This window comes from Alteromonas sp. RW2A1, assembly GCF_001886475.1.
Classification (GTDB): domain Bacteria; phylum Pseudomonadota; class Gammaproteobacteria; order Enterobacterales; family Alteromonadaceae; genus Alteromonas; species Alteromonas hispanica.
Genome location: NZ_CP018031.1, coordinates 1,030,344 through 1,045,196, shown reverse-complemented (window position 1 = coordinate 1,045,196; position 14,853 = coordinate 1,030,344). Strand labels below are relative to the sequence as shown.

Here is a 14,853-nt window from a genome sequence, read left to right as displayed (position 1 = left end):
CTTCTCCCGTTATTAATAGTGAAGCGTACGCTTGATAGCTTCATACGTTTTTGTTTCATCAGGCATGTATTCTTTTTCATGCGCAAGAGGATATGGCGTGTCCAAACCGCACACCCTAGCGATAGGTGCTTCTAGGTAAAGAAAGCAACGCTCTTGAGTACTGGCAGCTATTTCACTAGCGAAGCCGCCTGTCAGAGGCGCTTCATGGTTTATTAATAAGCGCCCTGTTTTCATTACAGATTGCATCACTGTGTCCACATCCCAGGGTAGAATGCTTCTTAAATCTACGATTTCGCAAGAAACGCCATCTTCTAAGGCCATGTCCGCAGCTTTTTGTAGAATTTCGATTTGAGCACCCCAGCCTAGTAAGGTAATGTCATTACCTTCTTGAACAATATCCGCTTTCCCTAACGGTAATTCGTAATCATCTTCAGGCACATCGGCCACAGACGCACGGTAAAGCCGCTTTGGCTCCATAAATAGCACGGGGTTTTTATCTCTGATAGACGCAAGAAGAAGACCTTTCGCATGATACGGATCTCTTGGAACGACGATTTTCAGACCCGGACAGTGAGCAAAAAATGCTTCCGGCGACTGACTGTGGTAAAGCCCTCCTGCAATTCCACCACCATAAGGCGTGCGAATAGTGAGAGAGCCAACATCAAATTGGCTTCCTGAGCGATAGCGCCATTTCGCGGTTTCATTTACAATTTGGTCAAACGCTGGAAAGATGTAATCTCCAAATTGAATTTCAGCCACAGGCACTGAGCCTTGCGCAGCTAAACCATTGGCAAAACCGATAATACCCTGCTCAGTAAGTGGGGTGTTGAAACACCGCCCTTTTCCAAACTTTTCTTGTAAATGGCTAGTTGCGCGAAATACGCCACCGAAATGGCCAACGTCTTCACCAAACACCATTACTTTTTCATCGTCGGTCATGGCAGTAATGAGTGCGTTGTTTATTGCTTGTAATAGATTCATCTTTGCCATTATTTCACTCTCCCTGATGTTTTAGGGTATCTCTTGGGGTACTTCTTAATGTGCGCTTTTAGTGCGGTGAGTTGCTCTTTCAAATGCCAAGGTGGTGTATCGTAAACATCTTCAATAATGTCATCGATAGCACATACATCTGTTTTTTCGCAGGCTTTCATTGCAGCTAACACATCTTGTCTGGCCTGCTCTACGCGCTTGTCGTTTTCTGTTTTATCAAACCAGCCTTTACCCTCCAACCAGTTTGCCATTCGAGTGATGGGATCCTTCGCTCTCCACTTGTCCTCTTCATCTCTTGAACGATATCCCGTAGGATCATCTGAGGTAGAGTGCGCTGCTAAGCGATAAGTCATCGCTTCAATAAGGACTGGGCACTTTTCTTCGACAGCTAACGCGCGCGCTTCCTTGGTTGCCGCATACACAGCAAGCGGATCATTACCGTCCACTCTTATTGTTTTAATACCGTAGCCCAACCCACGAGATGCAATACCATCGCCAGCAAACTGCTCTTCTGCGGGCGTTGAAATAGCATAGCCATTGTTACGGCAGAAAAAGATGACCGGGCAATTCAACACCGCAGCCATATTGAGGCCAGCATGAAAATCACCTTCAGACGCGGCACCCTCTCCGAAATAGCATATTGTCACAACGTCTTTACCCGACATCTTTTGCCCATATGCATAGCCCGACGCCTGTGGAATTTGAGTACCAAGGGGAGATGATATGGTCATAAAGTTTAATTCTTTATCACCGTAGTGAATGGGCATCTGGCGGCCCTTATTCGGATCATCCTTATTACTGAACATTTGGTTCATAAACTGATTGGTCGTATAACCGCGATAAGCCAATGCACCCTGCTCACGATACTGCGACATAATCATGTCATCTGGAGAAAGAGCTGCTGCGCTTGCGACCGAGGCCGCTTCTTCACCGGTACTGGCAAGGTAAAAGCTAATTCGCCCTTGGCGCTGTGCGCCTACCATACGTTCGTCAAGAACCCGGATGTATTCCATTGTGTTATAAATTTTTAATGATTCGTCTTTAGAAAGCGAAGGCTCAACGGCACCTTCAATAACATTTCCTTCAGCAGATAAAATCTGCAGCATAGGTATATCAACCACACCATTTTTAATTATTTCTACGTTGGTAACGGTTTTTACATCAGCGAGATGATTTCTATCTTTCACGATTTTTCCTCTTTATTTGAGGGCTAATAGCATCAAATTTAGTGGATACCATGCTAGTTGAAACAAAGAGGGAGTGTCTTTCTCATTAGAATTGAATTTGTTTAAAGGAAGAATGTAGCGACCTAGAAACAAGGCTAAAAATAGGATGCGCATCCTAAAAACGTAAAATGATTGTAAATTTTGTGACAGAGATGAGAATTTTTATATTCTCTAAAATTAAATATCGAAATGCCCGGTAATCTCGTTCCTAGACAGTTCGCAAGCGTTTAACATATTTAGTTACAAACTTGTTTTGTCGTCTTGCCGATGAAGAATGCTTCAGTTTTTTTAAGGAAATAATTTGGAATAACGATAGAAGTATCAATCTTCATAACCAACGACACCAATCTTTACAAGGCCTCCAGCAATACTAACGACCGGCAATCATTCTCAACACATAAAACAAATACTGACTACAATATTGTTCAGAGCCGTTGATTCCGGCAGATAGAATTTACGATTACTTGCATGCGATTCATTTTCAAACTTTCAAAAGGTTTCACGCTATGATAAATCTGTAAACGAAGCGTCTCACAACCGAAATGTTATTGTTAATAAAAGACGTAAGCATTGGGTGTACCTTGTTGAAATCAAAAGTTGTGATTTTCAGGGGCACAGCATAAAAAGGGAAAATCAATGAATAAAAACGTATTTAAACTATCTGGGATTAGCGCAATCGTTGCTTTGACGCTTGCGGGCTGTGGGGGGAGTGGCAATAGTGACTCGTCAAGCACAGAAATTGTTGACTCTGCACCATCGGCACAGAGCATAGTCATCGCGGAAGCTCTTCAATGGATACCAAGCCAAGTTGAACTATTGGGGGCAGATCCTGACGGTGACCCGATTAGTTACAGTATAATGGAAAACGGCGAACAAATTGAACCGGTAGAAGGTGTTTATACGCTAAGCCACGGCCAGGTTACCATTGAACGAGAAATGCTCACATATACATCGTTTTCTGGCGAACCAGCATCTTTCGAATACGTTGTATTCGCAAAAGGAAAGTCAGCTTCTGCAACAGTGAGCGTTCAATCTGTTATTAACGATCCCTTGGCAGTTCAACAGTGGCACTTGAGAAACACTGGTCAAAAAGCGTATGCTTTAAGCGATGAAATGAAGCAGGGATGGTTTGATTACCTCATATCACTTGGGTTTAGTGAAGAAGGTGCTAAGGCAAACGTTGAAGCACAAAGCGAACCTGGCGAGGCGGCTCTTGTAGCGGGTGAAGATATTAATGTTGTTGGAGCATTCGCGAAAGGTGTTACTGGTAAAGGGGTAACCGCTGTAGTTGTTGATTCGGGACTCGAGCTTCGTCATGAGGACTTATCACCAAATGTCGTTCCAAATAGATCACTCAACCTCGAGACAGAAGGCGTACTTGATAGAACGGACCCTACTAGTCAAAGCACCACTGGTGACCACGGGACCAGCGTTGCGGGCTTAATAGCAGCGAAAGGTTGGAACGGAAAGGGTGGTAGAGGCGTTTCGCCCGATACAGGTCTGATCGGAATGGATTACATTGGTCAACCATCTCCGTTAGTACCTCAGGCAGAGTTGTTAGTCCATGGATTTCCTGGTAGTGGCATTAGTGTTGACGAAGAGGTTTCAACTTTCAATCGCAGTTATGGGCGCTCTATCCCCTCATTTATCGGCTATTCGTTTTTGAATGAAGCCATAGAATCATATCCAAATCGGATTTTGCGTAGTGGAAAAGGTGCTGTTAACGTCAAATCTAATGGAAACAGTTTTGGTGATGGAGGGGGGTTCGATGGTAGTTTGTGTCAGGACAATGGTGCAATCGCCTTGGGCTTAACTTGCCTAAATGGGAATTTCGATTCAACACAAGGGCACCCATATTATTTCAGCGTTGCTGCGGTCAACTCCGACGGAAAACATACTAGTTACTCTACTGCTGGAGCCAACACACTTGTGGCGGCCCCTGCGGGTGAATTTGGACGTTGGTTTCCCGCAATGGTTACTACAGACCAGGCTACATGTATCAATGGCTATTCTGGATTCAATGGGTCAAGCATTTCCATATTTTCAAATGCAGGTGGTGAAGAGTTCGCTCAAAGCCAATTCCCATTCAACTATCCAGGCCACCCCGATAATGCAGGCTGTAACTATACGTCAACTTTTAATGGCACCTCTTCTGCAGCGCCTAATGCATCAGGTGTAATATCTCTCATTCTTTCGGCCAACCCGTCACTTACTTGGCGCGATGTTCGTCACATTTTGGCCTCAACGAGTACTGTAAACGATCCTGAGAACTCACCTGTAGTTATTGAAATGGGTGAAGAGGACGTATTTGTGGCACATGATGGCTGGGTCGAAAATGGAGCAGGCTTTAATTTTAACAATCTGTATGGTTTTGGTCGAGTTGATGCAGGTTTAGCTGTTTCAATGGCGCTAGCATATGAAGAAAATCTTGGCGAAGAAGTTATCACTGACTGGACCGGCTTAGGTACAGCAATCGGTGTAGAAGAAACGCCTGTTAACAGTGCGATACCAGACAACAATGCACAGGGTCTTACCGTTGAAGTTGAAATGACTGATGATGTAGTAATTGAAGCAATGCAATTTTCGTTTGATGTATTCAACCAAGATATGGGCTTTGGTTTTGTGACTACTGATGAATTAGGAACTCGCTCTGTTCAGACATCGGCGGGTATGGATTTAGCTATTGAGGTAATATCTCCCTCTGGCACTCGTAGCGTTTTGTTATCTTCAAAACAATCATTATTCCTGCCTGCTCTCTCCTCAGATTTTGCGTTCTTACCCGAGTATATATTAAATGACTCTGTCTTTCTGTCTAACGCGTTTTATGGGGAAAGTGCAAAAGGTACTTGGACGATCCGTTTGATAGATACCGGAAACACATCATTTAATTTCAGTGACGGCGGAAACAACTTCTTTGGCGTATCAGGAATAGCTAACAATACAGCTGACAGCGTTTTAGAGGGATTATCTATGAGAGCGTTCGGTCATGTTGAACAATAAAAAGGAAACGAGAATGAAATTAAATAAAATGATCATTTTAGTGGCGTCGATAGGTTTTTCATATAACGCACTTGCTACCGAGCAGACAGCTGTAATCAAAGACCCAAATCAGCAGCCGGTATATCAAGCTTTTAAGAATGAAGTTCCCGACTTTGGCCCTTACAAAGTAGAGCGCTCAATGAGTAGTGTACCCACATCCATCGTTAATCCTGCGGACGTTGTGGCCAAAAAGGGAGCTTTGTCTTTCGTTAGTGGGCAAAAACTTCAAAAAATTGGAAAAGGCGCCGTAGTCAGGAACCTTCTTACAGGTGACTTAAGCACTGTGACTGGAAATTTTATCTTGTTGCTTGAAGATGGAACTAGCGCAAATGAAATTGCCAATGCTGCAGGACTAAATCTAGTATCTGTGTTTCCGGGAACACCGATAGCCGTTTTCTCTATTCCTGAGAGCGGTGACCTTTTGACGGCATTTGAACAATTGAAAGCTATAGATGGAGTTTTAGAGACGAAAATCGAGGTAGCAGAGAACATGTTCAAATCAAATTAACTGTTGAATGTGATATTCGCACATAAATATGTTGAGACCACTTCATTTTGAAGTGGTCTTTTTTTATTAGCTTTTTAACATTTACAGGAACCTTAGACATATCACCTTTGTCAACGTCATCACTACTAGTCTATGTCTAATTCGCTGTCTTGATGCACATTATCCAAACGCTTAGTTGGTTGCACTCCTAATTCTCTGAAATGCTCTATTTGACGAACAATATTTCCTCGTCCACGGCTAAGCTTATTCATTGCTTGTTCGAAACTTCCTTGGGCACTGTCTAACGACTTTCCTACTTTCTCCATATCGTTAATAAAGCCCACGAATTTATCGTAAAGCTTTCCAGCTTGTTCGGCGATTTTCTGTGCATTCTGGTTTTGATATTCATATTGCCAAATATTGTTAATTGTCCTTAAAGCTACTAACAGATTAGTTGGACTTACCAGCATAATATTGTGGTTAAGGGCTAGGGTAACTAGTTCTGGTTCCTCCTCAACTGCTAATAAAAATGCAGGCTCGATGGGGATAAAAAGAAGTACATAATCTAGTGTCCTCAACCCTTTGAGATTTTGATAGTCTTTCGCGCCTAGCCCTTTGATATGTCCCTTAATAGAAGCTACATGCTGGGTGAGAAAATGTGCTTTTTGTGAGTCATCATCACAGTTATAAAAACGCTCGTAAGCGGCTAGGCTCACTTTCGAATCGATAATTACGTCTTTATCGTTGGGTAAATGAACGACGATGTCTGGCTGTAAACGCTTACCTTCTTCCGACTTTGCAGAGACTTGAGTTTCGAACTCGTGCCCCTCTCTTAACCCCGACTCTTTTAGTATACGTTCTAACACCACTTCGCCCCAGTTTCCCTGTTTTTTATTGTCACCTTTCAATGCGCTGGTTAATGCAGACGCTTCTTCGGTTATTTTACGATTGAGCTCTTTTAAGCTAAGAATTTCAGTTTTTAATGAGGCACGCTCTTGCCCTTCTCTTATGTGTTGCTCTGAAATTTGCCGCTTAAAACCTTCTAAGTCATTTTTAAATGGTGCCAGCACGGCTTCTATGTTTTGTTTTGTTTGAGTACTGTATCGCTGCTGTTTTTCTTCAAAAATTTTGTTGGCCAAGTTTTCAAACTGTGTATGCAACCGCTGCTCAGAGGCGGCCATGTTGGCAAGCTTTTCTTCATGACTTTCGTGCAGTGCTTCAATTCTTGATTGCTGCGCTTCATTCTGTGCTTTGACTTTAGCAAGGGTAATACGTTCTTCCTGAAGGGATTGATGAAGCGCTTGATTAGACTGCTCTAAGTACTCAACTTTTTCTGATTTCGCGCTCATTACAGCATATTCCTGCTTTAATTCTGTAAGGGCATCTTGCAGTGTTTTTGTCTCTGCAGTCTGTGCATTTAGCTGAGACTTTAATGATAAAGAACGAAGAAAGAAAAGAATACAAAGTGTGAAAATGAGTAACGTAAGTGCAAGTAACGTTGAAGCATGAGAAGTTAAAGATTCGATGGTCATAAAGCCTTTACACCGTATTGATTTGAAATATGTGTTAGTACGAGTATTTAAAACTCGAAAACACTGGCATTTTATACAGCACTATAAACAAAAACAGGTGCCAATGGCACCTGTTTTTATTATTCCGCGTTGACCTGTAAAACGCTGATATAAAGTGAAGCGTGTTTGCGCATCGCTCCATCAACGTCAGTCGTGTACTGCGGTAAGTGGCTTTATTTACTTAATGAAGCATCTAAATCTTCAATCTTTGCTTTCCAGATAGCGGGGCCATTCTTATGCGCGTTTGCACCTGTACTGTCTACCGCCACCGTTACCGGCATGTCTTCAACATCGAACTCGTAAATTGCTTCCATACCCAGTTCTTCAAAAGCAACAACACGAGACTTTTTAATTGCCTTAGACACTAAGTATGCAGCACCACCTACAGCCATGAGATACACCGCTTTGTGCTTCGCAATTGAATCTACCGTTGCTGGGCCGCGTTCTGCTTTACCAATCATGCCAATAAGGCCTGTTTTCTCAAGCATCATATCGGTAAATTTATCCATGCGGGTTGCAGTGGTTGGACCCGCCGGCCCAACTACTTCATCGCCAACAGCATCCACAGGACCTACGTAATAAATAAAGCGGTTTGTAAGATCAACGCCCTCAGGCAAACCTTCGCCGTTGTCCATCATCGTTTGAATGCGTTTATGCGCTGCATCGCGGCCGGTTAGCATCTTTCCTGAAAGCAGTACGGTTTCCCCTACTTTCCACTCCTGAATGTCTTCTTTAGTAACCTCATCGAGGTTTACGCGGCGTGTGTTCTCGCCAACTTCCCATGTTACTTCAGGCCAATCTTCTAGTTTTGGTGGCGTTAGTTCGGCAGGACCAGAGCCGTCAAGGTAGAAATGCGCATGACGCGTTGCCGCACAATTAGGGATCATCGCAACAGGTTTTGACGCCGCATGCGTAGGCAATGATTTTATTTTCACATCCACTACCGTGGTTAAACCACCTAGCCCTTGCGCACCTATCCCTAATTTATTTACGCGCTCGAAAATCTCCAGACGTAATTTTTCATCCGTTGTTTGGGGGCCACGCTCGATAAGCTCTTGAATATCCACCGGGTCCATAAGACTTTCTTTGGCAAGTACAGCTGCTTTTTCTGCAGTACCACCAATGCCTATTCCCAACATGCCAGGTGGACACCAGCCAGCGCCCATTGTTGGGAGCGTTTTGACCACCCAATCAGCAATGTCATCACTAGGGTTTAACATTACCATTTTAGATTTGTTTTCTGAGCCACCGCCCTTCGCTGCAATCATTACCTCGATTTTAGCACCGGGTACCATATCAATATGCACAACTGCTGGAGTATTGTCTTTGGTATTTTGTCTGGCTCCTGCGGGGTCGGATACAATAGACGCACGTAGAGGGTTATCGGGATTGGTGTAGGCACGTCTCGTACCCTCATCAACCATTTCCTGAACGGTCATGTCAGTTTTATCCCAAGAAACTTCCATTCCTACTTTAACAAAGCAAGTCACTATTCCCGTGTCTTGGCATAGAGGGCGTTTTCCTTCGGCCGACATGCGGGAGTTGATAAGAATTTGTGCCATAGCGTCTTTTGCCGCTTGGCTCTGCTCTTTGTTATAGGCCTCTTCAACTGCTTTTACATAATCTAATGGATGGTAGTAAGATATGAACTGCAGGGAATCTTCAATACTATCAATGAAGTCTTGTTGACGGATAACGGTCATGACATCCTCTTTTTATTTGGCTTTCGTGGTCTTAGCTAGCTAAAAAAGCGTATACTAGCGCATCTATTATCGTCGTACCATGCAAAAGCGCGTGCTGAGCGACAATTATCAATATTGGCTGCGCTTAATGCGCTAATGCAAGGCTGTCGGATATGCATTAGTAAGCTCAGTATAGAAACAACCTAATACTAATAACATTTATGTCTCTTATTGCCGGTATATCTAAAATTACAGTAACACCTTTAACAGAGAAACAGTTACGCCACGTTATTTCAAACGACACAGGTGAAAACGCTGCTTTTTTCCTTCAGTTGTTTAAGCGCATTGCCGAACTAGAGTGGTCTCTTCTATTTGACACCGCCGGCTCTGAAAAAAGCAATGGCCGTTTTAATATCATGGTATGGAACCCTGCGTTGGTCGTAACGGCTAAAGAGGGTCAAACAGAACTCATCGACATCCAGCAACAAAAGCGGTACGACTTAGATGAGAAGCCCTTTGAGGCATCTGAAAAATACTTACACGCTCACGTCGTAAAATTGAGAGCAACCATAGACGTAAAATTTGAGCATCTGCCATTCATTGTTGGTGTTGCGGGTATGGCGGGTTATGATGCTGGAAGGTTTTACGAAAGCTTGCCTAGCAAGGCGTTAAACGATTATACGACTCCCGATTTCGCCGCCGGTCTTTATTTAAATTCGTTTATTGAAGATACCAAAACTGGTACGTTTTATTATTGCTCTACAGACGACAGTACGTTTCCTGACATTTTAGATACGGAACTTGATAATACGCCAACCTCACCTGCATGTTCTAGTAATGGTGCTTCTGAAGCCATCTATGACAAAAAGACTTTTAATATTACAGAACCCTTCGCATCGAATTTATCTCAAGAGGAGTACGAGCGATGCATAGACGCTATTCATCGATACCTCAAGGCGGGAGATTGCTACCAGGTTAATATGGCGCAGCGGTTTACAGCGCGTTTTCAGGGTGACTTTTATAGCGCATATTGTCGATTGCGCAATGAGAATCAAGCTCCCTTCTCCGCATATTTCAAGCTGCCAGAAAGTGCGATAGCAAGTATATCGCCAGAGCGCTTTCTAAGCGTGAAAGAGGGTTTAGTAGAAACAAAACCTATCAAAGGAACCAGGCCTCGATACGCTGAAAAGCAGCGAGACGCTGAGAGTGCATATGCTCTACAGCATGCCGAGAAAGACCGCTCTGAGAATTTGATGATAGTAGATTTACTACGCAATGATATTTCAAAGCACTGTAAGGCGGGTTCGGTTAATGTACCCGCGTTATTTGCCTTGGAGAGCTATGAGGCTGTTCACCATTTAGTGAGTACGATAACCGGCGAATTAGCAGAGGGTAGCACGCCCCTTGACCTATTGGCTTCGTCATTTCCTGGCGGCTCTATAACCGGCGCACCCAAAATTAGAGCTATGGAAGTCATTGATGAGTTAGAGCCCCACCGCAGAAATATCTATTGTGGAAGCATTTTCTACATGGGGTGTCGTGAAGACATGGACTCTAGCATTTGTATTCGCACCGTTTTGGCAGAGGATGACAAGCTACATTGCTGGGCAGGCGGTGGTATTGTTTTAGACTCGCAAGCTGATGAAGAGTATCAAGAGACCCTCGATAAGGTATCAAAAATTGTGCCCGTATTGGCTAAATTTAACGAGAGGTATGAATGAAAAAAGCCGAGTTTCTCAATCAGTTTCACCATTTAAGGCTACCGCACAGTGAACCAGATTTTCCGTTAAAAAAAGCTGGGCGACCTGCAGCTGTGCTTATCCCACTGATTGATTACGGCACATCATTGCATGTACTTCTTACAGAGCGAGCGCATCACTTACGGCACCACCCTGGTCAAATTAGTTTTCCCGGGGGGGCTGTCGAAGACGCCGATAATTCGTTTTTTGACGCGGCTATGCGGGAAGCAGACGAAGAAATAGGCTTGCCGCCACACCACGTTGAAATTGTGGGGATGCTGCCTCGATACCGTACGGTAAGTGGGTATGAAATAGCGCCTGTTGTGGGTTTTGTAGAGCCAGGCTTTGAATTGAAATTAGACGCAAACGAGGTGGAAAGTGCTTTTGAAGTGCCCCTCGCCCATGTGTTAAATCGAAAAAATCATTTAATCCATAGAACTCATTTAGGTTCGCGTTCTTTCCCTATTTATTTCATACCTTGGCAAAAGCGAATGATTTGGGGCGCTACCGCAGCAATTATTCGCAACCTTTCCCATCATATACATCCATAAGTACTGTTATAGACTAGCCACTATCAATTTATCTTTACAGGCCATTAGCAAAACTAATCATATTATTAGCATTTCTGTATTGTAGTTAATGTTTGGTAGATGCATGATCTACACATTATTGATTAACGGCTTGAAGTTTATGATTAGTGTATTTGACATGTTTAGCGTTGGTATCGGTCCTTCTAGTTCACACACAGTAGGCCCCATGAAAGCAGGAGCAGAATTTGCCGGCGCACTTGCAAAGGATACTTCGCTCTTTGACAGTGTCGATAGCATTAAAGTTGAGCTGTTTGGGTCGTTAGGACAGACCGGAATTGGGCACGGTACAGGCAAAGCCGTTATTCTAGGGCTATTAGGACACACGCCAGAGCACGTAGATGTTGATAAAATTGACGCTATGCTTGAGCAAGTTCGCCTGTCAGAAACACTCTGCTTAAATGGCACAAAAGACATTAATTTTCCTAATAAAAACGCCATTGTTTTCCACAGAAGAAAAACGTTACCTAAACACGCTAACGCACTCACTTTCTTTGCTATGCGAAACGACACCGTAGTTGCACAACAAACGTATTACAGTATTGGCGGTGGTTTCATCATCAAAGATGAAGACTTTGACGAAACTAAAGCCCATGCTGCAACCCTACAAGCCTCAGTTCCCTACCCGTTTAAAACAGCCGAGGCACTGTTACACCTTTGTAAAACAAACGGGCTAAGTATTAGTTCGTTAATGCTCAACAATGAAGCCACTTTTCGGCCCAAACATGAAGTAAAACAGGCGCTGTACAATATTTGGCTTGTGATGAAAGCATGCATTCAAAGGGGTATAGAGAGCGAAGGCATTCTTCCGGGAGGACTCAAAGTTGTTCGCCGAGCTCCAGGCCTCTATCGCCGCTTGCAGACTGAGCACACAACCGATCCTATGCAAACAATGGATTGGGTTAACCTATTTGCACTCGCGGTTAATGAAGAAAATGCTGCTGGTGGGCGTGTTGTCACTGCACCAACAAATGGTGCGGCGGGAATTATTCCTGCTGTACTTCAGTATGTAGATAAATTTATTAGGCCAGTAGATGAAGAAGTCGCCAGTAGATTTCTGTTAACCGCCGGAGCTATAGGCATTCTGTATAAAGAAAATGCGTCTATCTCAGGTGCCGAGGTAGGTTGTCAAGGTGAGGTTGGCGTGGCTTGTTCAATGGCCGCGGGGGCTCTAGCAGAAATAATGGGCGGTACTGCATCCGCAGTTGAAAATGCCGCTGAAATTGGTATGGAGCATAATTTGGGTCTTACCTGCGATCCGGTGGGCGGCCTAGTACAAGTACCGTGTATCGAGCGCAACGCTATGGGGGCAATCAAGGCGATTAATGCCTCTAGACTTGCACTTCGCGGAACAGGAGAGCATAAAGTGTCGCTAGATAAAGTCATAAAAACCATGCGTGATACCGGCAACGATATGAAAACAAAATATAAAGAAACTGCACGGGGTGGACTCGCCGTCAACATCATTGAGTGCTGATAAAAAAAGAGGAGCTTGGGTGCTCCTCTTTTTCTCATTCATTTGTTTGCTGTTTCGCTTTGTTGATTCAAGTTACTGTTTCAGAGCCAACAGCAGTAACAAGTTCAATGCCAGCAGCGGTAACAAGCTTTGGACCTACTTCACAGGCAAAGTAACGCCTTTAAACATTTTTTCGACTTCTTCGTTATTCTTAAGCATCATGGCTTTTTCGACCTTGTCTTTCGTCAAATGCGGGGCAAAACGCTCTATAAAGTCGTACATGTAGCTTCGTAGAAATGATCCCTTTCTAAAGCCAATTTTGGTTGTGCTGTAATCAAACAAATGACTGGCGTCAATTTTAACTAAATCAGAGTCAAGTTCTTCATTGACTGCCATTGAAGCAATAACCCCAATTCCCACGCCCAGTCGAACATAGGTTTTAATCACATCTGCGTCTGTTGCTGTGAAAACAATTTTAGGTGTAAGCCCTGCTCTTTCGAACGCCTGGTCTAGTTCAGAGCGACCGGTAAACCCAAAGACATAGGTAACGAGCGGATATTTGGCAATGTCACTAATATCAATTGAGCCTTTCTTCGATAAGGGATGATCTTTATTAACGATAACGCTTCTATTCCAGTGATAGCACGGAAGCATAACCAAGTCGTTGTAGAGGTGAAGAGCCTCGGTGGCAATGGCAAAATCTGCTTCGCCTTTAGCAGCTAAATCGCTAATTTGCGAAGGCGTGCCCTGATGCATGTGCAACGATACCTTCGGGTATTTGGTCATAAACCCCTGAATAACGTCTGGGAGTGCATATCTCGCCTGCGTGTGTGTAGTGGCTATATTCAGCTTACCTTGATCAGGTAATGTGTGCTCCCTTGCGACGGCCTTAATACTCTCTACTTTCGCCAATATCTCACGAGCGATAGTAATCACATCGCCTCCAGCATCGGTAACATGCGTCAGGTGTTTGCCGCTTCGCCCAAAAATTTGCACACCAAGTTCATCTTCAAGCATACGAACTTGTTTACTTATGCCAGGCTGAGAAGTGTATAGACTCTCAGCTGTGGCAGACACATTCAGATTGTTATTGACGACTTCTACAATATAACGAAGTTGTTGTAATTTCATTCTTCACACCGCTGATTTGCTCTTTATATACACTATACTCCTATCCTTATAACCAAAACTACATTTTTTTAAAGGTTGATATTACTAATCGCCCATATTAGGCTTCAATTAAGCATCAAAATTAATAAAATTCAAAAACATGTGCTCAAAAGTACTCTTTTTATTCTACATTAAGAGTAGCGCTAAACTTTTGCATGAACTGAGAAACAATGACCTCAAATAGGCAAATATCTGCAAAAATTGATTTTTCTTCGGTACTAGCCGCAGCTGTACACGATATGAAGAATTCATTGTTTTTGCTTATTCAATCAATAGAATCACTAAGAGATACCCTGCCAAAAGAAAATACAGGTGCGAGAGAACAAGTAGCTAATGTTCACTACGAAGCGTCAAGACTTAACACCAACCTTGTACAGATTCTTTCACTCTACCGCTCAGAGTTAGAAAGTATTCCAATTAGTGCAGACGAATGTTTTATTGCCGATATAATTGAAGATGTGGTCGGCTCAAATAGATTTTACATAGAGCAAAAGAACATAACACTACACGTAAATGTACACAGCGATATAAGCTGGTACCTAGATAGTGAGCTTTTTTATTTGCTACTCAATGACGTTATTGTTAACGCGCTGAAATACGGCGCTTCACGTATTCAGGTTTGCGCCGATATTGTTAATGACTATCTTGTCATTAAAGTTGAAGATGATGGAAATGGCTATCCCGAAGAAATGCTAAATAAAAGTCACGCTACACTGGATAACTTTGAACTCAGTCAAGGTAGAACCGGATTAGGACTCTTCTTTGCAAAATTGATTGCTGATGCTCATTCTCACAATGATAAAGTGGGTGTAATATCATTATCTAATGGCGGTAGCTTTGGCGGAAGTGTATTTGAAGTGAAAATACCGTAGTATTATGTCGTGTGCGAGATTATCAACGAGTACG

The 14,853-nt window shown here is 43.3% G+C and carries 11 protein-coding genes; 6 read left to right on the top strand and 5 right to left on the bottom strand.

Annotated features, from left to right (window positions below):
• Positions 1 to 12: 12 nt before the first annotated feature.
• Positions 13 to 990, bottom strand: coding sequence for a transketolase C-terminal domain-containing protein (locus BM528_RS04685; RefSeq protein ID WP_071978885.1), 978 nt, complete (start codon positions 988 to 990; stop codon positions 13 to 15).
• A complete protein-coding gene (locus BM528_RS04680; RefSeq protein WP_083595204.1) occupies positions 990 to 2,177 on the bottom strand; it encodes a thiamine pyrophosphate-dependent dehydrogenase E1 component subunit alpha in 1,188 nt (395 codons plus the stop codon). The genes BM528_RS04685 and BM528_RS04680 overlap by 1 nt, the downstream gene beginning before the upstream one ends.
• Positions 2,178 to 2,852: 675 nt before the next feature.
• Between BM528_RS04680 and BM528_RS04675 the strand changes: the two genes are divergently transcribed.
• Both BM528_RS04675 and BM528_RS04670 read left to right on the top strand, forming a co-directional pair.
• Positions 2,853 to 5,216 (top strand): S8 family serine peptidase, encoded by a 2,364-nt coding sequence (locus BM528_RS04675; RefSeq protein ID WP_071978883.1) that lies wholly within the window; start codon positions 2,853 to 2,855, stop codon positions 5,214 to 5,216.
• 13 nt (positions 5,217 to 5,229) lie between these two features.
• Positions 5,230 to 5,763, top strand: a complete 534-nt coding sequence (locus BM528_RS04670) for a hypothetical protein (protein ID WP_071978882.1) — start codon at positions 5,230 to 5,232, stop codon at positions 5,761 to 5,763.
• Between the two features lie 125 nt (positions 5,764 to 5,888).
• Here BM528_RS04670 and rmuC read toward each other — a convergent pair whose 3' ends face one another.
• Entirely contained in the window at positions 5,889 to 7,274 is a 1,386-nt protein-coding gene (gene rmuC / locus BM528_RS04665) for a DNA recombination protein RmuC (RefSeq protein WP_232230571.1), read from the bottom strand.
• Positions 7,275 to 7,486: 212 nt separating this feature from the next.
• Positions 7,487 to 9,016, bottom strand: a complete 1,530-nt coding sequence (locus BM528_RS04660; RefSeq protein ID WP_071978881.1) for a fumarate hydratase — start codon at positions 9,014 to 9,016, stop codon at positions 7,487 to 7,489.
• 200 nt (positions 9,017 to 9,216) lie between these two features.
• Here BM528_RS04660 and pabB point away from each other — a divergent pair, with 200 nt between their 5' ends.
• The 3 genes from pabB (at position 9,217) to BM528_RS04645 (ending at position 12,798) form a co-directional block, all read left to right on the top strand.
• Positions 9,217 to 10,716: an aminodeoxychorismate synthase component I gene (pabB, locus tag BM528_RS04655; protein ID WP_071978880.1), complete on the top strand. Its 1,500-nt coding sequence runs from the start codon at positions 9,217 to 9,219 to the stop codon at positions 10,714 to 10,716.
• Positions 10,713 to 11,285 carry a CoA pyrophosphatase gene (locus BM528_RS04650; RefSeq protein WP_071978879.1) on the top strand — a complete coding sequence of 191 codons (573 nt, stop codon included), beginning with the start codon at positions 10,713 to 10,715 and terminating at the stop codon, positions 11,283 to 11,285. The genes pabB and BM528_RS04650 overlap by 4 nt, the downstream gene beginning before the upstream one ends.
• 139 nt (positions 11,286 to 11,424) lie before the next feature.
• Positions 11,425 to 12,798, top strand: coding sequence for an L-serine ammonia-lyase (locus tag BM528_RS04645; protein WP_071981160.1), 1,374 nt, complete (start codon positions 11,425 to 11,427; stop codon positions 12,796 to 12,798).
• Positions 12,799 to 12,933: 135 nt separating this feature from the next.
• Here BM528_RS04645 and cysB read toward each other — a convergent pair whose 3' ends face one another.
• Positions 12,934 to 13,908: an HTH-type transcriptional regulator CysB gene (gene cysB / locus BM528_RS04640; protein WP_071978878.1), complete on the bottom strand. Its 975-nt coding sequence runs from the start codon at positions 13,906 to 13,908 to the stop codon at positions 12,934 to 12,936.
• A 209-nt stretch (positions 13,909 to 14,117) separates the two neighbouring features.
• On the opposite strand from cysB, the gene BM528_RS04635 reads away from it, so the two are divergent.
• Positions 14,118 to 14,819 carry a sensor histidine kinase gene (locus tag BM528_RS04635; protein ID WP_071978877.1) on the top strand — a complete coding sequence of 234 codons (702 nt, stop codon included), beginning with the start codon at positions 14,118 to 14,120 and terminating at the stop codon, positions 14,817 to 14,819.
• Positions 14,820 to 14,853 lie beyond the last annotated feature (34 nt).

Bases quoted from the DNA above. Each gene is read 5' to 3' on its own strand.
- rmuC (WP_232230571.1), bottom strand. From the start codon at position 7,274: ATGACCATCGAATCTTTAACTTCTCATGCTTCAACGTTACTTGCACTT.
- BM528_RS04635 (WP_071978877.1), top strand. From the start codon at position 14,118: ATGACCTCAAATAGGCAAATATCTGCAAAAATTGATTTTTCTTCGGTA.
- BM528_RS04650 (WP_071978879.1), top strand. From the start codon at position 10,713: ATGAAAAAAGCCGAGTTTCTCAATCAGTTTCACCATTTAAGGCTACCG.
- BM528_RS04685 (WP_071978885.1), bottom strand. From the start codon at position 990: ATGGCAAAGATGAATCTATTACAAGCAATAAACAACGCACTCATTACT.
- BM528_RS04660 (WP_071978881.1), bottom strand. From the start codon at position 9,016: ATGACCGTTATCCGTCAACAAGACTTCATTGATAGTATTGAAGATTCC.
- BM528_RS04670 (WP_071978882.1), top strand. From the start codon at position 5,230: ATGAAATTAAATAAAATGATCATTTTAGTGGCGTCGATAGGTTTTTCA.
- pabB (WP_071978880.1), top strand. From the start codon at position 9,217: ATGTCTCTTATTGCCGGTATATCTAAAATTACAGTAACACCTTTAACA.
- BM528_RS04675 (WP_071978883.1), top strand. From the start codon at position 2,853: ATGAATAAAAACGTATTTAAACTATCTGGGATTAGCGCAATCGTTGCT.
- cysB (WP_071978878.1), bottom strand. From the start codon at position 13,908: ATGAAATTACAACAACTTCGTTATATTGTAGAAGTCGTCAATAACAAT.
- BM528_RS04645 (WP_071981160.1), top strand. From the start codon at position 11,425: ATGATTAGTGTATTTGACATGTTTAGCGTTGGTATCGGTCCTTCTAGT.